The sequence below is a fragment of the Bradyrhizobium sp. JR4.3 genome, from assembly GCF_040547695.1.
GTDB classification, from domain to species: domain Bacteria; phylum Pseudomonadota; class Alphaproteobacteria; order Rhizobiales; family Xanthobacteraceae; genus Bradyrhizobium; species Bradyrhizobium canariense.
Genome location: NZ_JBEPQF010000007.1, coordinates 68,896 through 90,769, shown reverse-complemented (window position 1 = coordinate 90,769; position 21,874 = coordinate 68,896). Strand labels below are relative to the sequence as shown.

At 60.5% G+C, this 21,874-nt stretch carries 21 protein-coding genes; 16 read left to right on the top strand and 5 right to left on the bottom strand.

Annotated elements, in window-relative coordinates:
- Positions 1-129: 129 nt before the first annotated feature.
- From ABIB91_RS13800 to ABIB91_RS13735, 14 genes are all read left to right on the top strand, one after another.
- Entirely contained in the window at positions 130-495 is a 366-nt protein-coding gene (locus ABIB91_RS13800) for a hypothetical protein (RefSeq protein ID WP_354161764.1), read from the top strand.
- 181 nt (positions 496-676) lie between these two features.
- Complete coding sequence (locus ABIB91_RS13795) at positions 677-2,452, top strand: thiamine pyrophosphate-requiring protein (RefSeq protein ID WP_354161761.1); 1,776 nt, start codon at positions 677-679, stop codon at positions 2,450-2,452.
- Complete coding sequence (locus ABIB91_RS13790; RefSeq protein ID WP_354161759.1) at positions 2,449-3,546, top strand: enolase C-terminal domain-like protein; 1,098 nt, start codon at positions 2,449-2,451, stop codon at positions 3,544-3,546. Before ABIB91_RS13795 ends, ABIB91_RS13790 begins: the two co-directional genes overlap by 4 nt.
- The gene (locus tag ABIB91_RS13785; protein ID WP_354161757.1) at positions 3,524-4,447 is read left to right on the top strand and encodes a hypothetical protein; all 924 of its coding nucleotides are present in this window, start codon (positions 3,524-3,526) and stop codon (positions 4,445-4,447) included. The genes ABIB91_RS13790 and ABIB91_RS13785 overlap by 23 nt, the downstream gene beginning before the upstream one ends.
- Positions 4,440-5,108, top strand: coding sequence for a gluconate 2-dehydrogenase subunit 3 family protein (locus ABIB91_RS13780; protein WP_354161754.1), 669 nt, complete (start codon positions 4,440-4,442; stop codon positions 5,106-5,108). Before ABIB91_RS13785 ends, ABIB91_RS13780 begins: the two co-directional genes overlap by 8 nt.
- A complete protein-coding gene (locus ABIB91_RS13775) occupies positions 5,098-6,750 on the top strand; it encodes a GMC family oxidoreductase (protein WP_354161752.1) in 1,653 nt (550 codons plus the stop codon). Before ABIB91_RS13780 ends, ABIB91_RS13775 begins: the two co-directional genes overlap by 11 nt.
- Before the next feature lie 25 nt (positions 6,751-6,775).
- On the top strand, positions 6,776-7,216 hold the full coding sequence (locus ABIB91_RS13770) for a PPC domain-containing DNA-binding protein (RefSeq protein WP_354161751.1): 441 nt from the start codon (positions 6,776-6,778) through the stop codon (positions 7,214-7,216).
- A gap of 2 nt (positions 7,217-7,218) precedes the next feature.
- Complete coding sequence (locus ABIB91_RS13765) at positions 7,219-7,599, top strand: sensory rhodopsin transducer (RefSeq protein ID WP_354161748.1); 381 nt, start codon at positions 7,219-7,221, stop codon at positions 7,597-7,599.
- Positions 7,596-8,693 carry an SDR family oxidoreductase gene (locus tag ABIB91_RS13760; protein WP_354161746.1) on the top strand — a complete coding sequence of 366 codons (1,098 nt, stop codon included), beginning with the start codon at positions 7,596-7,598 and terminating at the stop codon, positions 8,691-8,693. The genes ABIB91_RS13765 and ABIB91_RS13760 overlap by 4 nt, the downstream gene beginning before the upstream one ends.
- A gap of 6 nt (positions 8,694-8,699) precedes the next feature.
- Positions 8,700-10,484: a glycoside hydrolase family 15 protein gene (locus ABIB91_RS13755; RefSeq protein ID WP_354161744.1), complete on the top strand. Its 1,785-nt coding sequence runs from the start codon at positions 8,700-8,702 to the stop codon at positions 10,482-10,484.
- 99 nt (positions 10,485-10,583) lie between these two features.
- The gene (locus ABIB91_RS13750; protein WP_354161742.1) at positions 10,584-11,366 is read left to right on the top strand and encodes a Crp/Fnr family transcriptional regulator; all 783 of its coding nucleotides are present in this window, start codon (positions 10,584-10,586) and stop codon (positions 11,364-11,366) included.
- A gap of 122 nt (positions 11,367-11,488) precedes the next feature.
- Complete coding sequence (locus ABIB91_RS13745) at positions 11,489-12,211, top strand: DUF4396 domain-containing protein (protein WP_354161739.1); 723 nt, start codon at positions 11,489-11,491, stop codon at positions 12,209-12,211.
- Between the two features lie 127 nt (positions 12,212-12,338).
- Positions 12,339-13,340 (top strand): mechanosensitive ion channel family protein, encoded by a 1,002-nt coding sequence (locus ABIB91_RS13740; RefSeq protein ID WP_354161736.1) that lies wholly within the window; start codon positions 12,339-12,341, stop codon positions 13,338-13,340.
- 120 nt (positions 13,341-13,460) lie between these two features.
- Positions 13,461-14,219: a ZIP family metal transporter gene (locus ABIB91_RS13735; protein ID WP_354161733.1), complete on the top strand. Its 759-nt coding sequence runs from the start codon at positions 13,461-13,463 to the stop codon at positions 14,217-14,219.
- Positions 14,220-14,248: 29 nt separating this feature from the next.
- On the opposite strand, the gene ABIB91_RS13730 is transcribed toward ABIB91_RS13735, so the two are convergent.
- The 3 genes from ABIB91_RS13730 to ABIB91_RS13720 form a co-directional block, all read right to left on the bottom strand.
- On the bottom strand, positions 14,249-14,773 hold the full coding sequence (locus ABIB91_RS13730; RefSeq protein WP_354161730.1) for a DUF421 domain-containing protein: 525 nt from the start codon (positions 14,771-14,773) through the stop codon (positions 14,249-14,251).
- Positions 14,774-14,867: 94 nt separating this feature from the next.
- Entirely contained in the window at positions 14,868-15,377 is a 510-nt protein-coding gene (locus ABIB91_RS13725; RefSeq protein WP_354161727.1) for a hypothetical protein, read from the bottom strand.
- Between the two features lie 168 nt (positions 15,378-15,545).
- A complete protein-coding gene (locus ABIB91_RS13720) occupies positions 15,546-16,586 on the bottom strand; it encodes an AI-2E family transporter (protein WP_354161724.1) in 1,041 nt (346 codons plus the stop codon).
- 230 nt (positions 16,587-16,816) lie between these two features.
- Here ABIB91_RS13720 and ABIB91_RS13715 point away from each other — a divergent pair, with 230 nt between their 5' ends.
- Together ABIB91_RS13715 and ABIB91_RS13710 are read left to right on the top strand one after the other, a co-directional pair.
- Positions 16,817-18,043, top strand: a complete 1,227-nt coding sequence (locus tag ABIB91_RS13715; protein ID WP_354161721.1) for an FAD-binding domain — start codon at positions 16,817-16,819, stop codon at positions 18,041-18,043.
- Between the two features lie 136 nt (positions 18,044-18,179).
- Positions 18,180-19,961 carry a chloride channel protein gene (locus ABIB91_RS13710; protein WP_354161718.1) on the top strand — a complete coding sequence of 594 codons (1,782 nt, stop codon included), beginning with the start codon at positions 18,180-18,182 and terminating at the stop codon, positions 19,959-19,961.
- Between the two features lie 57 nt (positions 19,962-20,018).
- Here ABIB91_RS13710 and ABIB91_RS13705 read toward each other — a convergent pair whose 3' ends face one another.
- Together ABIB91_RS13705 and ABIB91_RS13700 are read right to left on the bottom strand one after the other, a co-directional pair.
- Positions 20,019-21,269 carry a cation:proton antiporter gene (locus ABIB91_RS13705; protein ID WP_354161715.1) on the bottom strand — a complete coding sequence of 417 codons (1,251 nt, stop codon included), beginning with the start codon at positions 21,267-21,269 and terminating at the stop codon, positions 20,019-20,021.
- Positions 21,270-21,636: 367 nt separating this feature from the next.
- Positions 21,637-21,798, bottom strand: coding sequence for a hypothetical protein (locus ABIB91_RS13700; protein ID WP_354161712.1), 162 nt, complete (start codon positions 21,796-21,798; stop codon positions 21,637-21,639).
- Positions 21,799-21,874 lie beyond the last annotated feature (76 nt).

The following is a 21,874-nucleotide window of genomic DNA, read 5'->3' as shown; positions in this document are numbered from 1 at the left end:
CCTTGGGGAATCCTGGTCCGCGCGTCTGTTCGCTCTCGTACTGACTTCGGGTGCCGAAAGGGCTCCAGTCGGAACGTCTGGGGCTGGCCAGCGCTGTAGCTGTGTTCATCAAAACCAAAGGAGACAGCAATGAAGAACACGCTTTTGGCGGCCGTCTTGCTTACAGCGGCGGCTTCTAGTCCTGCATTCGCGCAAGGTGGCACCAATTCCGCGACATCCTCTCCATCTGCCGCCAACTCAGGCCAGAACACGGTGGTGCAGAAAATCCAGGATGATCTGAAGAAGGCAGGTTTCACCGACATCAAGATCGTTGCCGAATCCTTCGTCGTCCAGGCCAAGACGAAGGACGGCAATCCGATGGTGATGACGATCGGTCCACATGGCATGTCCGTGTTCGAAGCCATGAACACGGCCACGACCGGCTCGGGCTCCACAACCAACTCTCAGGGCACGACCGGGTCCAGCTCTTCGAACAACAACGCGGCTTCGAAGTAGTCCTCCATCTTTAGACGAACATCGCCACTGGTCCATAGCGGGCCAGCGATGTTCGTCTGCTGGCGCGGGATGGTGAGCCAATGAAGGCTCGGAGACGTACGCGAGCGTACAGAGATCCGCGAGAACCGGCCAGTAGCAGAAGGGTTTTAGCTACGTCTGCTGCGCGAAAGCGAGAAATCCAATGAACGTCAGCGAATTTGTTTGGCACCGGCTCTCCAAGTGGGGCTTGAGCAGGGTGTTTGGCTATCCTGGGGACGGGGTCGGAGGATTGGACGTCGCTCTGGAAGGCGCGAAAGACAAGATGGAATACGTGCAGGTCCGGCACGAGGAGATGGCCGCCTTCATGGCTTCTGCTCATGCCAAGTTTACAGGGCAGGTCGGGCTTTGTTACGCGACCTCGGGGCCCGGCGCGATACATCTCCTCAATGGTCTGTACGACGCCAAGATGGATCATGTACCTGTGGTCGCTCTCGTCGGCCAGCAGGCGAGGAGCGCGATCGGGGCGAGCTACCAGCAGGAAGTCGATCTGCAGGTCCTGTTTCAGGACGTGGCAGAATACGTCGGACAGGCGAGCGTACCCGAGCAGGTGCGCCACCTGATTGATCGCGCCGTGCGCATTGCCCACAACAAGCGCGCCGTGACTTGCGTGATCCTTCCTAAGGACGTGCAGGAACTGGACTACCGGGATCCGCCGCTGGCGCATGGGGCAACACATACCGGGACCGGTTACGCCGATCCCGCGAAACGTCCCGATGAAGCTCCGCTACGCGCGGCGGCGGAGGTGCTGAACAAGGGCAGCAAAGTCGCCATGTTGGTCGGAGCGGGTGCTCTGACTGCGACCGATGAAGTGATCGCAGTCGCCGAGCGCCTTCAGGCCGGAGTCGCCAAGGCCCTACTCGGCAAAGCCGCACTTCCTGACGACCTGCCCTTTGTCACGGGTTCGATCGGCTTGCTTGGTACCAAGCCGAGCTGGGACCTGATGAAGAACTGCGACACCTTCTTGATGGTGGGGTCGGCGTTCCCGTACAGCGAGTTCCTGCCGAAGCCAGGCTCTGCGCGGGGCGTCCAGATCGACATAGACGGCGCACGTTTGAGTCTTCGCTATCCCATGGAGGTCAACATCGTCGGGGACAGCTCGACGACCTTGCAGGCGCTGCTGCCCCTTCTGCAGCAGAAGCAGGATTCAGCGTGGCGGCAAGAGATCGAAGAGGGGGTGCGGGAATGGTGGCAGACCCTCGAACGGCGGGCAATGGATTCAGCAGAGCCTCTCAACCCACAGCGCGTATTTTGGGAGCTGTCGCCGCGTTTGCCGGAGAAGGCGATCATCACCGCGGATTCCGGCTCTGTCGCCAACTGGTACGCGCGCGATCTGAAGATGCGGCGCGGTATGAAAGCCTCGCTGTCCGGTGGTCTGGCTTCTTTGGGCGCGGGAACACCTTACGCTGTTGCGGCAAAGATGGCTTACCCGGACCGCACCGTGATCGCGTGCATGGGTGATGGTGCCATGCAGATGAACGGCCTCAACGTTTTGATCACCATCTCCAAATACTGGAAAAATTGGTCAAACCCTCGATTGATCGTGCTGGTTCTGAACAACCGCGATCTCAATCAGGTCACATGGGAGGAGCGGATTCAGCTCGGCTCGGGCAAGACGCTATCGACCCAGAGCATTCCGGATTTCCCCTACCACCGATATGCGGAGCTTATTGGCCTGAAGGGCATCTTTGTCGACAATCCGGACCGTGTGGGTGCTGCTTGGGATGAGGCGCTGTCCGCGGACTGTCCTGTGGTCCTCGAAGCGTATACCGACCCGAACGTGCCGCCGCTTCCGCCGCATATCACCCTCAAGGACGCCAAGAACTTCGTCAGCATGATTCCTTCCGAGCCCGAGCTTGGAAGCGTTCTGAAGAACAGCGCCAAGGAGCTGCTCACGAGTGTGATGCCGGGGAAGGGATGATGCCAGAGGTGCCGATCGAAAGGTTGCAGGCGCGGGCGTTCGAGGTCCCGACCGATCGGTCTGAGGCGGACGGCACGATCAGCTGGAGCTCCACCACTCTCGTGCTTGTGGAAGTCTTCGGCGGTGGCAAATCCGGGGTCGGCTACACTTACACCGATCGAAGTGCGGTCGGGCTGGTCGCGGGCAAGCTCGCGGGCTTGGTCCAGGGCAAGGATGCCTTTGCACCCCAGGCGGCGTGGCTGGCCATGCAGCGTTCGGTGCGCAATCTGGGCCGCGAAGGTCTTGCGGCAACGGCGATCTCAGCCGTGGATACGGCGCTCTACGATCTCAAGGCGCGCCTGATGCAAGTGCCGCTGGTTCAGTTGCTGGGAAGCTACCGGATGACCGTCCCGATCTATGGGAGCGGCGGGTTCACCTCCTATTCCGACGATGAACTCCGTCGCCAGCTGTCGGGCTGGGTCATGGAGCAGGGCTGTAGATTTGTCAAAATGAAAGTTGGCTCGGAACCGGAGCTCGATCCTCACCGCGTCGACGTTGCGAGGTGCGCGATCGGCGAGCGGGCGGAGCTTTTCGTTGATGCAAACGGTGCCTACGGCGTGAAGCAAGCGCTGCAGCTTGCTGGCGTTTTCGCAAGGCAGGGCGTGACATGGTTCGAGGAGCCGGTATCGTCGGATGATCTGCGAGGGCTCAGGGCGATCCGCGAGCGCGCGCCCGCAGGCATGGACGTGGCTGCCGGAGAATATGGTTATACGACCGACTATGTGCGGACGATGCTGGAAGCGTCCGCGGTCGACGTGCAGCAGGCGGACCTCACACGTTGCGGCGGCGTCACCGGGTTTCTGCAGGCCGCCGCGATTTGCGACGCGTACCACATCGACCTCTCTGGCCACTGCGCGCCTGCGTTGCATTTGCATGCAGCTTGCGCGGTGCCCCGGCTTCGCCACCTCGAATGGTTTCACGATCATGTTCGCATCGAGCACCTGTTGTTCGATGGTGCTCCGTTGGCGCGCAATGGCGCGATCGAGCCCGACCTGACCCGGCCGGGCAATGGTTTGATCTTCAAGGAAGCGGATGCTGCACGGTATGCGGTCTGAGCACGCGAGAATACAAAGAGCCCACGGCCTCACCCCAAACAGAGTGGCGGAGGAGGGGAGCACGCTCGCACGCCGCGAGTACGACAACGTGTTGGCGGCGCGACGGCTAAATCGGGCGGCGGGCACGCTCGCTGCATCGGTTCTTGCCGACAGTGCCGTGGAGCACTACCGCGGCTCTTTCAAGAACAAAGCCATGCTGACGCCGATCGTCGTCGCGGGCCTGACTTTGGCAATTAGCCTGCATGGCACGGCCGACAAGCGCCCCGTCGCTCACAACGCGCGCGACACCTCCTACCTACTGGCGGCTGGAACAGGCCTGCTTGGCACGAGCTTTCACATCTACAACGTCACCAAGAAGGTGGGCGGGTTCAGCTGGCAGAACCTCTTCTATGGGGCCCCGCTGGGGGCCCCCATGGCTATTCTGCTGTCAGGCCTGCTGGGCTTCTGCTCGGAGCGGCTGCGCGCCAATGGGCCGCGGCGCCGTCCCCGCGTGCTCAGCCTTCCGGCCGGCAAGACCGTTGCGACGGTTGCAGCGCTCGGCCTCCTGGGCACGAGCGGGGAGGCGGGTCTGCTGCACTTTCGCGGTGCCTTTCACAACCCGCTCATGGCCATTCCGGTCACCCTTCCTCCAATCGGCGCCGGGTTGCTCGGCGCCACCGCCGCCGGGAGCGGAAAGAGCGCGTACCGCGCCACCAGGTGGTGGATGCGGCTGCTCGTCGTAATGGGATTCGCTGGTGTCGGCTTGCACGCCTATGGGATCTCACGAAACATGGGTGGCTGGCGCAACTGGACCCAGAACATTCTCAATGGTCCGCCGCTGCCCGCCCCACCAAGCTTCGCCGGACTTGCGCTGGCCGGGCTTGCCGCGCTCGAGCTCATGAAAGAGTCGTCCGATGGCTGACAAGACCTCTCAGCGCGGCCCAGGGAATGTTTACCCCGGCTATGACGTCCTTGCGAAGTGGAACAGTCCGTCCTGGAATGACAAGACGCGGGACGTCATCTCGCATCGGCTTGCGGTCGCGAACGAGCCGCGTTTTTTCACGGCGGAAGAATTCGAATCCGTCACGGCGATGGCGAACCGAATAGTTCCGCAGGCCCGCTTGCCTTCGCGTATTCCGGTTGCGGCACTCCTTGATAGGAAGCTGCAAGATGGCGTCCTGGACGGCTATCGCCCAGCAAGTATGCCGCGAGATGGTGAGGCGTGGCGAGTTGGGCTCAATGCTCTCAATGCCGAGGCGCGAAGTCTTCACAGCTTGCGGTTCGCCGAGATCGCCGGGCCTGATCAAGACGCATTGCTGCAACGCTGCGAGGCCGGTGAATTGCATGCCCCCGAATGGGCCGGCATGCCGCCTGGCGCGTTCTTCAAGCACCGCCTGCTCCACGATCTGGTTCTGGCATATTACTCGCACCCGGCCGCCTGGAATGAGATCGGCTGGGGCGGACCGGCCAGTCCGCGCGGCTATGTGCGTCTCGATTTCGACGATCGCGACCCCTGGGAGGCCGCCGAAGCCAAGCCCGGAGATGAGGTTACCGCTCTGAGGATCAACCGCCATGTCCGATGATCCTCGGCACAGTCCCCGTGCCCGCAACGGTCGCGCGCCCGACGTTTTCCGGCCGGGCCGCTGGGTCAGCATGAGGGAATACGCCGACAACGAAGCGGTGGATTTCGTCATCGTGGGGACGGGCGCGGGTGGAGGAACGCTGGCCTGCAAGCTGGCCGAATACGGCTTCTCGGTCGTCGCACTCGACGCGGGCCCTTACTTCCGTCCTCTGGAGGACTTCGCCTCCGACGAATCCGAGCAAACCAAGCTCTATTGGACCGACGATCGCATCGTCGACGGGGACAACCCGCTGCAGCTCGGGAGCAACAACAGCGGAAAGGCCGTTGGCGGTTCGACGGTGCATTTTGCCATGGTGTCGCTCCGCTTCCGCCCCGAATGGTTCAAAGCTCGAACCAAGCTCGGCTACGGTGCGGATTGGCCGATCGATTGGCGCGAGATGTGGGCTTACTACACGGAGGTCGAGCAGGCCCTCAAAATATCCGGACCGATCAATTATCCATGGGGACCGCCGCGCCCGCGCTACCCCTACCGCGCCCATCCGCTCAATGCTGCAGCCCGCGCGCTGGCCCGCGGCTGCGAGGCCATGGGCATCGCGTGGACGGAAACGCCGCTCGCCACCCTTTCTGCTCCGCGCGGGCTGGCGCATCCCTGCGTCTATCGCGGCTTCTGTGTCGCCGGCTGTTCGACCAACGCGAAGCAGAGCGCACTCGTAACCTGGATTCCCCGCGCCCTCTCGGCAGGTGCCGAAATCAGGGACTTGGCGATGGTGGGTCGGATCGAGACCGACGACAACGGGCTCGCCGTTGGGGTGCACTATCATCGTCATGACAAGTGGCACTTCCAGAAGGCACGGAATGTGGTGGTCGCCGGTTATGCGATCGAGACGCCCCGGCTGTTGCTGAATTCTGCAACCGATAAGTTTCCGGAGGGACTAGCCAACAGTTCCAGCCTCCTCGGCAAGAATCTGATGGCTCAGGCGAACCAGGCGGTCTGGGGCGTCATGGACGAGGAGGTTCGCTCATACAAGGGACCTCCCTCCCTCGCGATCACCGAGCACTGGAATTATACGGACGAAGGCAAGGACTTCTTCGGCGGCTACTCCTACATGAGTCAAGGCCCTCTGCCGCAACTCTGGGCCAACACGCAGGCCAGCGCGCATGGACTTTGGGGAGCCCGGCTGGTCGAAGAAATGAAGCGCTACAACCACGTGGTTGGCCTGAAGATCGTCGGTGAAATGCTGCCTCAGGAGAAAAATCGGGTCACGCTCGCCGACGAGGTCGACCAATACGGGATCAGAATTCCCCGCGTCACGTACTCCTGGGGCGACAACGACAAGCGCCTCATCGATCATTCGATCGGCTTCATGAGCCGGGCCCTGACCGCCGCCGGCGCCAAGGACATTTGGGTCCAGCACGACGATACCTGTCACCTTAACGGAACAGCGCGAATGGGCAGCCGCCCGGAGAACAGCGTGGTCAACGCGGATTGCCGCAGCTGGGACATTCCCAATCTATGGATATGTGACGGCTCGGTATTCCCGACCGTTGGCGGCGCGAATCCGTCGCTCACGATTCAGGCGATCGCATGCCGCACGGCGGACCGGATCCGTTCGCTGGCGCGGCTGGGAGAGATCGGGTTTTAGCCACCAGGCATGGGAGAGAGGACCGATGCAGCACAAGCTTCTCAACGACGATGCTCAGCGAACCTATGCTGTTGTCCTGGACACCGGTGATGAGGCGATGGCGAGCATCCGTTCCTTCGCAGCAGCGCAGCAGCTTGCTGCAGCTCAAATCACCGGTATTGGGGCATTCAGCAGTCTCACGCTGAAATATTTCGATTGGGAGAAGAAGGCCTACCTGGAAAACCGGGTCGATGAACAGGTCGAGGTTGCATCACTCGTCGGGGATGTCGCGCTTGCGCCTTCCGGCGATCCTTCCGTTCACATTCATCTGGTCGTTGGCCGGCGCGATGGCACAGCGCTGGCAGGGCACTTGGGCTCGGGCGTGGTGCGCCCAACGCTTGAAATGATCGTCATCGAAAGCCCGGCGCATCTCCACAAGATGCACGATCCCGACACCGGGCTGGCGCTGATCAAACTGGAGCAATGACGATGACAAATCTCGGTTCGACGGTATGGGCGATCCCCGAAGGTTACATCCCCAGCGACAGCGTTAGCGATGCTCACGACCTTGTCTCTCACGAGGCGGCCTGCTTCCTGAACGCCGGAGATCGAGAGGTGCAGGTCGAGATCACGCTGTTTTTCGAGAACAGGGAGCCGGTCGGCCCGTACCGCGTGAAAGTGCCGGCTCGCCGCACCCTTCACCTGCGCTTCAACGATCTGAGCGACCCTGCACCAGTTCCGCGCGACACCAGCTACGCGTCTTTGATCGAAGCAAGCGCTCCGGTTATGGTCCAGCACACCAGGCTGGACTCACGCCAGCCGGCGATGGCGCTGCTGTCGACCATCGCCTACCCCGCTGCGCAGCCATGAAAAGGATAGCACCGAGTCCACGGAGTAGGAACGCGCCGGAGAAGCCTGCACCCTCGCCTCTTGTTGTCGTGATCACCGGGGCAACCGCCGGCGTCGGACGGGCGACGGCTCACCGTTTCGCGCGCGCGGGCTGCTCGATCGGTCTCATCGCGCGCGACCCCGAAGCGCTCGAGGAGGTGAGGCGAGAGGTCGAGGATCTGGGCGGACGAGCCATCGCCATGCCGCTTGACGTCGCAGATGCCGCTGCCATGTTCGCCGCTGCTGATCGCATTGCCGCGGCGTTCGGCCGGATCGACGTGTGGGTCAATGATGCGATGGTGACGGTGTTCTCGCCGGTTTGGCGCATGACCCCCGATGAATTCCGCCGCGTCACCGAGGTGACCTATCTAGGATTCGTGCACGGCACGATGGCTGCTCTTCGTCACATGCGGCCGGCCAACGGGGGAACCATCATCCAGATCGGATCGGCGTTGGCCTATCGCGGCATCCCGCTGCAATCCGCTTATTGCGGCGCCAAGCACGCCATCCGCGGCTTCACGGATTCGCTACGAAGCGAGCTCATTCACGAGCGGAGCAGGATCAACCTGTCCATGCTCCAGCTGCCGGCGGTGAACACGCCGCAATTCGATTGGGCACGAGCGCATATGCCCCATTCGCCCCGGCCGGTCGCCCCCGTCGTGGAGCCCGAGGTGATTGCGAATGCGGTCTATAAGGCCGTGCAAAAGCCGGCGCGGGAGTACTGGATCGGTCTTAGCACGCTCAAGGTCATTTTCGGCAACATGCTCGCGCCCGCTTTGCTGGATCGCTATCTCGCCCGAACCTGTATCGCCGGCCAACAGACCGATCGAGCCATCGATGAAAGCCGGCCGGACAATCTCGATAAGCCGCTGCACGGCCCTCATCGCACCCGAGGCAGCTTCGGCTCGGAAGCGGTCGATCACGCCTTCGTCGCGCCTGCGAGCCTGCTGCGGCTTGGGCCTGTTGCGGTATTGATCGGGGTCGTCGCAGTCGCGCTGGCCGCTCAAGCCAACGCGTCTCAACGCAGACAGACGAGGATCGAGCCGCCTCGTCTACGCAGCCCGCGATCGAGGTGAGCACGGGTGGCGGAGCCAAAGCCCATCGAAGATTATGGAATGATCGGGGACGGCCAGACCGCCGCCCTGGTTCATCGCAACGGTTCAGTTGATTGGCTGTGTTGGCCACGGTTCGATTCGGATGCATGTTTTGCGGCTTTGCTCGGAACGAGATCACACGGATGTTGGAAGCTCGCGCCGGCCGGTAGCAGCACTTCTTGCGGCCGCCGCTATCGCGCTGATACGCTCATTCTGGAGACCGATTTCGAGGTGCCGACCGGCCGCGTCCGGCTGATCGACTTCATGCCGATTCACGATGGCGCATGCGCCGTGATTCGGATCGTGCTCGGGCTGGCAGGACGAGTCGAGGTGCGGAGCGAGCTGGATCTGCGCTTCGACTATGGATCCTTGAGACCCGCGCTGGAAGTCGGCGACGATCGGGCGGTTGCGTTTGTGGGACCGGATCTTGTGGTGCTGCATTCTCCCGCGAAGCTTTCGCGCCAGGGATCGTGCATCCTTGGCGAAGTGGAAGTGCGTGAAGGCGAGCAGGTCGCCTTTTGCCTTCGCTACGGCAGCGCCACAGCGCTGCCGCCTCCGCCGCTGGCCGCGAGCGCCGCGCTGCATGCGACGGAAGACTATTGGCGCGGTTGGATTGCGAAGTTCGAAATCGAGACACAGTGGCCTGAGGCTGTCAGGCGCTCGCTCTTGACGCTCAAGGCGATGATCTTTCGAGCTTCAGGCGGCATCATCGCCGCTCCCACCACGTCACTTCCGGAAGCGCAGGGTTCGCACCTGAATTGGGACTACCGTTACTGCTGGCTGCGCGATGCGACGTTTACACTGAGCGCTCTGCTGGAGGCTGGCTATCGCGACGAAGCCAAGGCGTTCCGCGACTGGCTTCTCAGAGCCGCCGGCGCCGAACCGGAGAAGATCAGGATCATGTACCGGGTCGACGGCTCGCGCCGGTTAGAGGAATGGACCGCGTCCTGGTTGCCCGGATATGCGGGCGCTGGACCCGTGCGGATCGGAAATGCGGCCGCTTCCCAGCGTCAGCTTGACGTCTACGGCGAACTCTTGAACTCCATAGCTGCCGGAGCCAATGCCGGGATTGCGCCTACGGAGCGGGAAAGCGAGCTCATCACAGCTGTCGTCGATCACGTTGCGCGCGTATGGGATCAACCTGACCACGGTTTATGGGAGCTGAGGGGGGATTCGCGTCACTACACCTATTCCAAGGTCTCAGCCTGGGCTGCGGTGGATCGTTTCGTCAGTTGCGCTGATTTGCATCGCGCAGCCGATCGCCAGTTTCTCCAGCAGATGGCGGCGTTGCGCGACCGGATGCATCGCGAAATTTGCCAAAAAGCTTTCGACCGCAAGCGTGAAACCTTCGTGGAGTACTATGGAGCTGATGAGGTAGACGCCAGCCTTCTGAACCTTCCTCTGCTGGGCTTTTTGCCCGTTACCGACGAACGCATCCGCAACACCATCGCAGCGATCGAGCGCGATCTCGTGCATGCAGGCTACGTTCACCGCAGGTCGTCAGGTGCGATCCGTCAGGGAGCATTCCTGGCCTGCAGCGGCTGGCTGACGGAATGCCAGCTCATGCAGGGGAGGCGGGCTGAAGCGGAGAGGACCTTCGAGCATCTGTTGCACGCGCGAAATGAACTGGGGCTTCTCGCTGAGGAGTTCAACGTTCGTGATCGACGCCTTGCTGGCAACTTCCCCCAAGGATTGAGCCATTTGGCTTTGGTGCGGGCCGCCCTTCGTTTGGAAGAAAGCGCCTCAGACAGGAGCGGGGCACACGGAAAATAGTAGCATGCACGAAAAGGGAACCGCTGCCGGCTGAAGCGCATACTCTCTTAGGACTGGCGGACGGTTTCGAACTGGTCCCCGGACTAGGGGAGCATTGCAATGCAGGATGGCCAGGCGACAGGCCCGGATTCGGGCTCGATTGAGCTTAAAGGCACAGCTCGGCCCTTGCTGACGCGTAACAGGCTGTTGCGTTGCATTCCAGGGACCGAGCTGGCAGTGCTTCAGTCGATGGGGACGGATGTCGAGCTTAAGCCACGTCAGGTCCTCCATCATTGGCGTTTGCCGATGGAATACGTCTACTTTCTTGGCAGCGGCCTCGTATCCGTCTCAGCCAAGGTCGAGGCTGGACGCTTCGTGGAGGCTTGGCTGGTCGGCTCGGAGGGAATGATCGGCGCGCCCTGCGTATTGGCGCCTGAGGATCCGATGCCGCCGCACCGTCGGGTCGTTCAGGTGGGCGGAACGGCCCTGCGGATTCCGGCGCGGGACTTTCTCGCCGCGCTGGACGATCTTGGGGTACTCCGCGGAGTGATCCTCTCTTACATCAATCTTGTCCTGTTTCAGACTTCACAGGCGGGAGCCTGCAATTCGCTCCATTCTGTCAAGCAGCGACTTGCCCGGTGGCTTCTCGTTGCGGCGAACGCGATGGGGTCCAGCGAGCTGCCGATCACGCATGCGGTCTTGGCTCAATTGCTCGGGATTCGTCGAGCAAGCGTCAGCGAGTGTCTCGAAGCGCTCGAACAGGCCGGCATCATCCGCAACAGCCGGGCCGCGATAACTCTGGCTGACCGGGTTCAGCTGGAGCACTCGGCTTGTTCGTGCTCTGGATTGATACAGCGCGAGTATGATCGGCAGATCGGCCGCCGCCTGCCGGGTGAGAATTGAACGTCGAATACGACTTGTGCAGAGAGCTCGCCGATAAGGCTCTTGATCCTGGCCAACTCCACCATTCGAATTGAACGAAAGCGATCTTCAGAACGTTTTCGTCTCCGAGTAACGGAGGAGCCATGATTCCAGTTTGGCTTAGCGATGTGGCGCTGGCTAGTCTGGCCGTCGGACTTGTCTGCGCGGTTGTGATCGCGATCGACCTGATCCGCCATCCACAGCGCATGTGGATCATGAACATCGTCTGGCCAGTCAACGGTCTGTTCGGTACCGTACTGACCTTGTGGTTATACTACCGATTTGGACGGCTTGCGGCACGTGATGCAAGCGCGCGGAATAAGCGCTCCGAAAGCAAAGAGGAGATGCCTTTCCCAGTCATGGTGGCAAAGGGTGCCATGCACTGCGGAGCCGGATGTACTCTCGGGGACATCATCGCTGAAAGCCTTGCGCTTGCGTTCCCGGTGATTGCGATCTGGGCGGGATGGAAAAGTCTATTTTCAGAGAGGATGTTCGCGATATGGGTTGTGGATTACCTGTTCGCGTTCGTAGTCGGCGTCGCATTTCAGTACTTCACGATCAAACCGATGCGCGACTTGTCACCCCGCGCAGGTATCGTCCAGGCTGTGAAGGCAGACACTCTCTCCCTGACTGCCTGGCAGATCGGTATGTACGGCTTTATGGCAATCGCCCAGTTCGCGATCTTCAGGAATCTATTCGGGGTAAGGCTCGAGCCGTCGATGCCGGAGTTTTGGTTCATGATGCAGATTGCGATGATCGCGGGATTTCTCACGAGCTATCCAGTGAATTGGTGGCTCGTAGAGGCGGGCATTAAAGAACGCATGTAGGGCGCTAAGGATGAGCCTCGCTCGTTCGTCCCTGCCTTTCTGAATTCTCCAGCTGCGGATTGCGGCCGACAGGCTCCCGAGGAACCCAATGGCTTCCGGGGCGTCGTCACAGCGTCTCGAATTCAGCATGAGAGCAGAGGTGGAGCCCTCAACCGCAGCCGGCTTCAAGCTTTTCGGCGTGCCTCTGATCGGCGCGACGCCCGAAAACGCGCATAAGCTGCTCCTGACGATAGGTCTGGTAGCCTGCGTGCTTGCACTCGGGTGGGGGCTGCGTAAGGTCATCGCGCTCGGGCAAGGACTGGTCAATTGGCACAGGGTCCTGTTTTGGGTACGGCAGGCGATCAACCTTCTGCTTGCTGTGACCCTCGTTTTCGGTGTGCTCTCGATCTGGTTTGATGATCCGGCGCGGCTCGGGACCGCCGCTGGCCTTCTGTCGGCGGGGCTCGCTTTCGCTTTGCAGAAGGTCATCACGGCAACGGCGGGATACTTCGTGATCCTAAGGGGGCGAACATTCAACCTTGGCGATCGCATCGTCATGGGAGGCGTTCGCGGAGACGTGATCGCGCTGAGCTTCATGCAGACCACCATTCTTGAAATGGGGCAACCGCCACCCGTCCAATCGGATTCGCCTGCAATGTGGATTAGAAGCCGGCAATATACCGGACGCATCGTGACTGTGTCGAACAGCAAGGTGTTCGACGAGCCGGTCTACAACTACACCCGGGAATTCCCGTTCATTTGGGATGAGATCAAACTGCCGGTGCGATACCAGGATGACCGAGCAAAGGTGGAGCAGTTGCTGGTCGATGCCGCGCGGGCACATACCGATGGTTTTAGGTCGAGGGCCGAAGAGTTCTCGGACGAGATGAAGCGCGTCTACGGACACGCAATGTCGGACTTCGAGCCCCGCGTTTACTGGCGCTTGACGGACAATTGGCTTGAGCTGACGCTTCGCTTTCTTGCTCCCGTGCACGGTGTTCGCGAGCTGAAAGACGCAATCAGCCGGGACATCTTATCTGGCCTGGATGAAGAGGGAATCTCCGTGGCGTCCGCAACTTATGACGTTGTGGGAATGCCAACCTTGCGGATCTCGGCCGATGCTCGTCTCGGCGCCCCGCCTGCTTCTTAGGTGCGATTCAGCCAGGTCTGCTTAGGAACACGGCTGTTCAGGTGGCGTTGCGTTCGGAGTGGCGCCGAACAGGCCGGCGTCCAGTGGTGGCTCCGCCAACGCGAGAGGCTTGATTCTTCGATGTCCCTAGCGCTCACCGCCGGCTTATGGGGACTGTTGGGAGCCTCGTCCCTGATCGCAGGTGCTGCGGTGGCCTTTCTGCTGAAGATGCCCCGAACTGTTGCCGCCGGAATCATGTCGTTCGGTTGCGGAGTCCTCATATCGGCCGTGGCCTACGATCTGCTGGAGGATGGCTTCCACGAAGGCGGTATTTGGCCAATCGTGGGCGGCGCGCTCGCTGGATCGGTCTCGTACGCTGTCGCCGACTGGATCGTATCACAGCAGGGCGGCCATTGCCGCAAACGTTCCGGCAACGAGCAGAGAAACGCGGGCGAGGGAGGTGGCCTCGCAATAGCGATCGGTTCATTACTTGACGGAATTCCCGAAAGTGTTGTCCTCGGCCTCGGAGTACTCAGCGGCCAACGCGTCAGCATCGCCATGCTCTCCGCGATTTTTCTGTCGAATTTTCCCGAAGGGCTGTCCAGCGCCCTTGGGATGCGATCTGCCGGAAGGTCGGCCGGATATATATTTGGATTGTGGAGCGCTATTGCGGTGCTTTCGGGGTTGGCATCAGCGGCTGGCGCTGCGTTTCTGGGCGGCGCGCCGCCGGGAATTGTGGGGACGGTCGATGCGGTTGCAGCGGGCGCACTGCTGACGATGGTCGTCAATACGATGATCCCCGAAGCCGTCGAGGGCGATCGCAAATTCACGGGAGTACTGGTCGTTTCCGGACTCCTGGTGGCCTTTGCCCTTTCCAACGGTTCTGGTCCGGCCCATTGAACTGCGAAAGTGGTGACGCGGATTTCCCATTATGAGGACCGCCCATCGTCGGTGACGTCTAACAGCGCCGAAGCGCCCGGATGAACCGATTTAAGGACACTCAGAGAACCATTGGATTCGAGTACGACCGCATCAACATCTTCAATGCGGTCGATCCCCCGCGAGCGGACAGCGGCGCGGACATCCTGCTCCGCAATCCGGTGTCTCTTCATTCTTGAAGCGATGAATTTGCCGTGACGAAAGATAAGCTCGGGTGGAGGGTTAAATATGCCACGAAGACGAGGCCAGCGAGTGTAGATGGTGGCGAACATCAGCTGCAAGCTCAGGAGAAGAGCAAATGCCAGAGTACTTTGTAGGATTGAAACGCGTGCCGATAAGATGCCCGTTGCCATCGCAGAGCCGAGCGCGATCGTGACTATGAATCCGAAGGCGTTCCATTTTGCCAGCGCGCGCTGGCCGAAGGCGCGGATCAGAATGATGAGCACGAAATACGAGAGCACAGCGGCCACTGCGGCGTGGATGAGCGCTTGCCAACTCGGACCAAATCCAGTCATACAGTGGCTTTCCAGTAGCTTCCGAACAGAGTGCCTGTTGCCCGGCGCAGTTCTCCACTGAATGCCCCGGGCACTTTGCTACACCCAGAGCGCGTCACCACCGATGGTGCGCACGGATCACGCCGTGATGGTGGTGCCGATAGTGTCGCGGCGCCCAGCCGTAGCTATGACGCCAAGGTTGCGCGCGCCGGACCGTATATGCCCATGGCCTCGGCGCGGACCAGCCGTAGCTATAGCGCCAGGGGCGCGGGCCCCAAGCGTATGACCGCGGCCGCCAGCCGTAGCCGCCCCAGTAAGGTGTATAGGCGTAAGCCGGGTAGTACCCACCATAGCCGTAGGGGTATCTGTAACCATAGTATGGCGGATATTCCTCGTAGTACGGCGTCGCAATGGCAGAGCCGATCAAGGCTCCTGCCAGCAGGCCGGCGCCGATTCCCCAGCCGCTACCCCAGCGAACCTGGGTGAGATTATCCTGCACTGCCGACGTGTACACCGTCTGGCTCGCGGCTGCCGAGAGCGGTGTCAGAGGCGCAGCCTGGGTACTGCCGAAAGGAGATATCGCGATCAGGCCGGTGAGAGAAAGGGCAAGTGTGAGTCTCCGCATCTGCGGCTCCTGTAATTTCAGAATGCGGTCTCAACATCAGCCTGCAATGTTGGTTGCTCGGGTCAAGAGTCCGAGACACTTTGTCGCGCCGATTGCCGGTCAGACACACGAGTGTACGACACCGTACCAACTCCATGGGCTCCGTCCCTTTTCAGCAGTGTTTTTGAGCTACGCAGCCTGTTTACTCTCGCGCTCCAAAAAACCTTCGACATAGATCATGCGGACGGCAACGAGCAGGACAGCGATCAAGGGCGTGGCAACGATCAACCCGATCAGACCGAAGAGAGTGCCGAGAACGGTCTGGGAAAGGATCGTAAGTGCCGGCGGAAGCGAGACCGTTCGTTTCTGGATCCAAGGTGCGATGACATTTCCCTCCAACAGCTGGATCGTCAAAAATAAGAGGGCGACCCAGGCGGCGAGGGCAGGAGACTGTGCCAGAGCCACAAGGACCGCCGGCATTGCGCCTGCCAGTGCCCCGATGTATGGCACGAAGTTCAGAAGGGCCGCCAGCAGGGCCAGTGATAGTGGCAAGGGCGAACCCATGAGGAGAAGGCCCAATCCGAGGAGCAGGCCCACGATCAGCATGTCGATAAGTTGTCCGACAAACCAGAGCCTAAGCGTAGCACCGAGTTCTCCGGCAACTTCTCGGCCGCGAGGGCGCCAGGCCATCGGAAGCAAACGAAGCGAGCCTTCGAGATACAATTGGGGCGACGCAGCGAGGAATATCGCTGTCGCCACCGTAACGACGAGAGTGCCGCCTATGCCGAGAACGGAGCCAACGACGCCTGTGACGTAGCCGGTGAGGCCGGCGCGCAGAGACTTTCCGGCGATCTGCAACTGTTGAGCCAAAATCGAACCCCACGGGCTGTTTTGCAGTTCGCTCCAGATCCGTGCCAGTTGGGTTCTCAGTTGCTGGCTGATCTCGTCGGCTTGGATGAAGATGGCGCTGCCGCGCCACCACAGCAGCCCACCGAGTGCGAGGCCTGTTACGAGAATGACCGAAATCAAAGACGTGTACGGCCCGAGGCGCGTTACCCGACGGACAGCGTTGCCGGCGCCCTGCAGAACGCAGGCGATGACGACGGCACTGAACAAGAGCAACAGTATGTCTCGAAGCACCCAGACCGAGAGGGCGAGAAATAGCGCGATTGCGCTTACACGAAGGGTGCTCTCGATATGCCTCACATGAACAATCAACTTGTCTTCCAATTCGTCTCCTTTGTCGGAACAGTCCAGATTCCGAGGTTCGACATTGAAGTTGTGCTGGCGAGACTACTCGGAACATCGTCGGGGCGATCGCGTCGCGATGTATGTAATACTCTGTTGCGGCTTCAAATGTTCTTGTACGCAAGCGAATAAATCTCGTCCGAAGACCGCCGAAGCACCAGAGCGAGCTCGGGCATCGTGTGCTGATCGTCGTTCGTTTCTGAGGAGATGGCATGAACAGCGTTCTAATCTCCGGGGTTGGAATTGCCGGGCCCACGCTTGCCTATTGGCTGAAAGCAGCCGGCTTCCAGCCGACGCTCCTCGAGCGCGCCTCCGCTCTACGGAGCGGAGGCTATGTCATCGATTTCTGGGGGCTCGGCTACACCATCGCCGAACGGATGGGATTGATCCCGGAGATCAATCGCGACGGCTACTACGCCCAAGGATTTCGGATCGTTGATGAAGCTGGCCATCGACTTGCGGGCTTCGGTACCGACGTCTTCTCCGAGTTGACGAATGGACAATACGTTACTCTTCAGCGCAGTGACCTCTCGCGCATGCTGTTCGAACAGATCAATGGCGTTGAAGCCATTTTCGGAGACGAGATCATTCTCGTCGAAGAGAAACCAGATTGCGTCGAAGTCGAGCTGAAGCACGGCGGAAGGCGCAGGTTCGACCTTCTCGTCGGGGCAGACGGCCTGCATTCAGCCGTGCGCAATCTGGTCTTTGGTCCGCAGGCTCGGTTCGAGCGGCGTCTGGGGTATAGCGCGGCCGCCTTCGAAGCTCAAGGTTATCGACCGCGCGACGAGGACGTGTATCTGATCTACAGTCAGCCGGGCCGCATGGTAGGCCGCTTCACGCTGCGTGATGACCGTACCTTGTTTCTCTTGGTATTTGCCGAGCATCGCCCACTTTTGCCGGAAACGCCGGGCTCGCAAAAGGCGCTCCTTCGTGAAATCTATGGCGGAGATGGCTGGGAGTGCGATCAGATGCTTGCCGAACTGGAGCGCGCCGGTGAACTCTATTTCGACACCGTCAGTCAGATCAGGATGCCGAACTGGTCACGAGGTCGGGTGGCGCTCATTGGTGATGCCGCTTTCTGCGTCTCGCTCCTGGCGGGGCAGGGATCTGCGCTGGCGATGATTTCAGCTTATGTGCTGGCAGGCGAACTCGCCATGGTCGGTGGACGATATTCCGAGGCGTTTGCCGGATACGAGGCGCGGCTGAAGAGCTATATAGGCCGGAAACAGCGGGGTGCGGAGCGCTTTGCCGGGGCGCTGGCGCCGAGAACGCGTGTGGGAATGCTCTTCCGCAACGTCGTGGTCAGAAGTTTCTCGATACCGGGACTGGCGAGGCTCGCTATTGGGCGGGACATCGCTGACGAACTGGAGCTTCCTGACTACCGCTGGGCGGGCACCATGAATCGACGGACAACGACTAAGGGCGTCCAATGGCGGTGACGTGGAGGCTCGGTGGGCGCGGATCGTCGCCATGCCTCCTGGCAGGAACCGCCTTTCGGAAACAGAGTTCATATCGGTGTCTGGGCGCAATTGTGGTAAAATGCCCTCGGTCCTGACTTACGGCACGCGAAAAGCCTTGATCGGCAGCAGCATTAAACCGTTTGCTGAAGAGCGGAAGGTCAGCCTTCTCGTACTTTGCGCGCTCGCCTTGGTGATTGGCGTCATGACCGGACTTGGCGCCGTCGGCTTTCGCGCGCTGATCGGCCTCGTGCACAATTTGTCTTACAATGGCAGGCTGAGCGTCGTTTACGACGCAAACGTCAGTGAGGGCCCCAGTCCTTTCGGCGACTTTGTTCTTCTTGCGCCTGTGATCGGCGGCCTCATCGTCGTCTTTCTCGTCCGGCGGTTCGCTCCAGAAGCAAAGGGACATGGCGTACCCGAAGTGATGGACGCCATATTCTACAAGCGCGGCAAAATTCGGGGTTCGGTAGCTTTGATAAAGGCGCTGGCGTCCGCGATATCGATCGGAAGCGGCGCGGCCGTCGGGCGGGAGGGGCCCATCATTCAGATTGGCTCAGCCGTGGGCTCAGCCTTTGCCCAATTCATCGGGCTTTCCACCCGGCAGAGGATCACGCTGCTGTCCGCGGGCGCGGGCGCGGGCATTGCCGCAACCTTCAATACTCCGCTGGGTGGCGTGCTGTTTGCTCTGGAAATTCTTCTGCCGGAAGTTTCAAACCGGACATTCCTCCCAGTCGTCGTGGCCACGGGGGCTGCGACGACGATCGGGCGCATCCTGATCGGTCCGGACCCGGCCTTTTCGGTTCCGGATGTGCAATTCAGCATGGTCGCATCCTTCAATGCGCAGGAAGCTCTCGCATTTGTCCTGCTTGGCTTGTTGTCTGGAGCGGCAGCCTGGGCGTTTATCCGTCTACTTGTCTTCATGGAAGACGGGTTTCCGAAGCTGTCTGGCAACGAGTATGTTCAGAATATCATCGGCATGTCGTCAATCGGCCTGATGATGGTGGTGCTCACCCATGCCTTCGGCCACTCCTACGTCGACGGCGTCGGCTACTCCGTCATTCAGGAGATACTGGACCACAAGATGACGGCGGCGGGGTTACTGGCGCTGCTGTTCGTGCTGAAGCTGTTGGCAACGACGGTCAGCCTCGGCTGCGGGGCGTCGGGCGGGATCTTCTCGCCATCGCTTTACCTTGGCGCCACGCTGGGGGCCGCCTTTGCCGCTGCAACCAATTCAATCCTGCCTCATTCAGGGCTAACGCCATCTTCGGCCGCAATCATTGGAATGGCGGCCATCGTCGGTGCAGGTACGGGCGGCGTCATGACGGCGATCGTGATGGTCTTCGAGATGACCCGCGATTACGCAATCATCGTTCCGGTGATCGTTGCGGTCGCGTTGGCTGCAGGCGTCAGGCGTGCACTCGTCAACGAGACGATCTACACGGTCAAGCTGCGTCACCGCGGGCACCGCATTCCGAAGGAGCGGCATATCAACCTTTATCTGGTGAGGCAGGCCCAGGACATCATGGAGAGGCGCTTTATCGTCGCCGGAGTAGGAACGACGCTAAAACAGGCTATGGCTGCGGAAGATATCGATGATGCACTTCCTATCGTGGTTGAGCGCGAAGGCCGGATTGTCGGGCTGATCCCACCACGTTCCGGATTGTGGGCGGAGTCGCAATCGAATCCAGCCCTCATGGTCGAGCAATTCGTCGAGCGGCGGATGGTCATTTGCCGCGATCAGGACCTTTTGAGCTTGGTGTTTGCCAGGTTGAAGCGCCATCGGGCCGGCGCGGCAATTGTTGTCCGCTCTGCCTCGCGCCCGCGCGCGAACGATGTCGTTGGCGTCCTCACCAAACGCGTGATCGCCGATGCCGTCATCGACAGCTATGAGGATTGATCCGTGCAAAAATGAGACGCTTGTCGCCTGCACGTGAAGGGTCATTGGAGATGAGACCTATTGTCCCACAGTCCGCTTTGCCACCCAGCCCAGAGTCGAACCTTGAATGATGATGCTGAACAGGACGACCGCATAGGTTGAGGCGAGCATGGCTGCCTTGGCCGGGCTATCCGGGATTGATAGGGCGAGTGCAACTGAAATCCCGCCTCGAACGCCCGCCCAGGTGAGAAAGGGCGCGTTGCGCAGGGAAAGCAGTTGAGTCCATCCGAACAAAAACGGTTGGACTGAAACGGAGACAAACCGGGCGAAGAGAACGACTGGAATTGACGCTGCTGCCAGGCCAAGGCTGCGAAGATCAAAGCGCAGTATCAAGGTCTCGAGCCCGATAAGCAGAAAAAGGACGGAATTGAGGATTTCGTCGATGAGGGTCCAGAGCGCGAAGACATATCCTTGTGTCCGCTCGCTCATCGCATATCGCGGTCCTCGGTCGCCGATGAGGAGGCCTGCGGCGACCATGGAGAGCGGCCCGCTGACGTGCAGATGTAACGCAAATGCGTATGTTCCGGTGACGAGCGCGAGGGAGATCAGTACCTCTATGGCGTAGTCGTCGATGAGCCGCATCGCGCGATACGCAACATAGCCAGTCAACAAGCCCAGCACTATTCCGCCACCAGCTTCGCGAACAAGTAACTCAGCGACATCGGCAGCCGAAACCTGAGCGCCGTCTCCGGTGCTCGCAAAGCGAAGCATGATCGTGAACAGAACAATCCCGACGCCGTCGTTGAACAATGCCTCGCCCTCCGTCTCGATCTGCAGCTCTTTCGGCACTTTGGTGTTGCGAAGCGTACTCAGGACAGCAACGGGGTCAGTCGGGCTGATCAATGCGCCGAACACGAATGCCCAAGCCAACGAGACGGGTAGGTTCACAAGGCCGCAGATGAACCAGAACATCAGGCCTACGAGGACGGTTGAGATCGAGGTGCCGAGAACGGCCAGAATAAATACCGGAATGGCGCGGCTTCTGAGTGTGTCCAGATCTACGTGCAACGCGCCGGCGAACAGCAGAAATGCAAGCATTCCGTTGACGACGACTTCGGTAAAGTCGATCTGTTGGAGTCCGTCGGCAAGTTGGTTTAGCAGATGAGCTGTCGGGACCGCTGCATCCAGACCGATCATCAGCAGCGACGTCAGGACACTCATCAAAAGAAGACCTACGCTGCGGGAGAGCGGCAGGAACTTGTGATTGAGCCAGCCGAAGGCGGCAGACAATGTGAGCAGAACGGCAGCAATATCCATCAGCGAAAGCACGGCAGGCTCCCTTGTGCTCTGGCGAGAGTGCCTGTTCACTCCCTTCCGTCGAGGCCGCTGTTCGCTCTAGCCGGTGAGGGTAGTGCGTTCGAGATAGCGACTCTTGAGACGTGAATAAGCAAAAAGCAACTTCGGCAGTTCCTGCGGGACATCTAAGCGGATTGAGATAAGCCTCCAAGCACCTCTCAGCGGCGGGTCAGCTATCCATTCTGCATCTGCGGCGAAAGATCGCGACGACGACGGTCAATATTGTCGTTCACTCCGCATTCATTGGACCGACCTAGAAGTGCGGAGGGGGCGTGCGACAACGAAAAACGATGAAGAAAATCGCCTATGGATTTGCGGCCGCTGCTCTGCTTGCAGGCACTCAGTTCTTGGTTCCTGCCAATGCGATGATGGCGCCACCGGTCGGCGCAGCGGCAACATCCGAACGATGCAGGCCGGCTATCGCTATCATCATCATCAGAGGGTCTGCACCGTGCGAACCATAGTCACACGCGGCCATCATGGTCGGCGTATCGTCAAGCACGTGCGTGTCTGCCGATAAACGCAAACTTGGAGGGCCGTCGATCGAGGAGGCTCTCACCCCATAACAGCAATTTTCA

Excerpts from the sequence above, each read along its gene's own strand:
- ABIB91_RS13740 (WP_354161736.1), top strand. The coding sequence starts at position 12,339 with ATGAGAGCAGAGGTGGAGCCCTCAACCGCAGCCGGCTTCAAGCTTTTC.
- ABIB91_RS13765 (WP_354161748.1), top strand. The coding sequence starts at position 7,219 with ATGACAAATCTCGGTTCGACGGTATGGGCGATCCCCGAAGGTTACATC.
- ABIB91_RS13715 (WP_354161721.1), top strand. The coding sequence starts at position 16,817 with ATGAACAGCGTTCTAATCTCCGGGGTTGGAATTGCCGGGCCCACGCTT.
- ABIB91_RS13790 (WP_354161759.1), top strand. The coding sequence starts at position 2,449 with ATGATGCCAGAGGTGCCGATCGAAAGGTTGCAGGCGCGGGCGTTCGAG.
- ABIB91_RS13780 (WP_354161754.1), top strand. The coding sequence starts at position 4,440 with ATGGCTGACAAGACCTCTCAGCGCGGCCCAGGGAATGTTTACCCCGGC.
- ABIB91_RS13745 (WP_354161739.1), top strand. The coding sequence starts at position 11,489 with ATGATTCCAGTTTGGCTTAGCGATGTGGCGCTGGCTAGTCTGGCCGTC.
- ABIB91_RS13725 (WP_354161727.1), bottom strand. The coding sequence starts at position 15,377 with ATGCGGAGACTCACACTTGCCCTTTCTCTCACCGGCCTGATCGCGATA.
- ABIB91_RS13770 (WP_354161751.1), top strand. The coding sequence starts at position 6,776 with ATGCAGCACAAGCTTCTCAACGACGATGCTCAGCGAACCTATGCTGTT.
- ABIB91_RS13750 (WP_354161742.1), top strand. The coding sequence starts at position 10,584 with ATGCAGGATGGCCAGGCGACAGGCCCGGATTCGGGCTCGATTGAGCTT.
- ABIB91_RS13760 (WP_354161746.1), top strand. The coding sequence starts at position 7,596 with ATGAAAAGGATAGCACCGAGTCCACGGAGTAGGAACGCGCCGGAGAAG.
- ABIB91_RS13730 (WP_354161730.1), bottom strand. The coding sequence starts at position 14,773 with ATGACTGGATTTGGTCCGAGTTGGCAAGCGCTCATCCACGCCGCAGTG.
- ABIB91_RS13800 (WP_354161764.1), top strand. The coding sequence starts at position 130 with ATGAAGAACACGCTTTTGGCGGCCGTCTTGCTTACAGCGGCGGCTTCT.
- ABIB91_RS13735 (WP_354161733.1), top strand. The coding sequence starts at position 13,461 with ATGTCCCTAGCGCTCACCGCCGGCTTATGGGGACTGTTGGGAGCCTCG.
- ABIB91_RS13785 (WP_354161757.1), top strand. The coding sequence starts at position 3,524 with ATGCTGCACGGTATGCGGTCTGAGCACGCGAGAATACAAAGAGCCCAC.
- ABIB91_RS13775 (WP_354161752.1), top strand. The coding sequence starts at position 5,098 with ATGTCCGATGATCCTCGGCACAGTCCCCGTGCCCGCAACGGTCGCGCG.
- ABIB91_RS13795 (WP_354161761.1), top strand. The coding sequence starts at position 677 with ATGAACGTCAGCGAATTTGTTTGGCACCGGCTCTCCAAGTGGGGCTTG.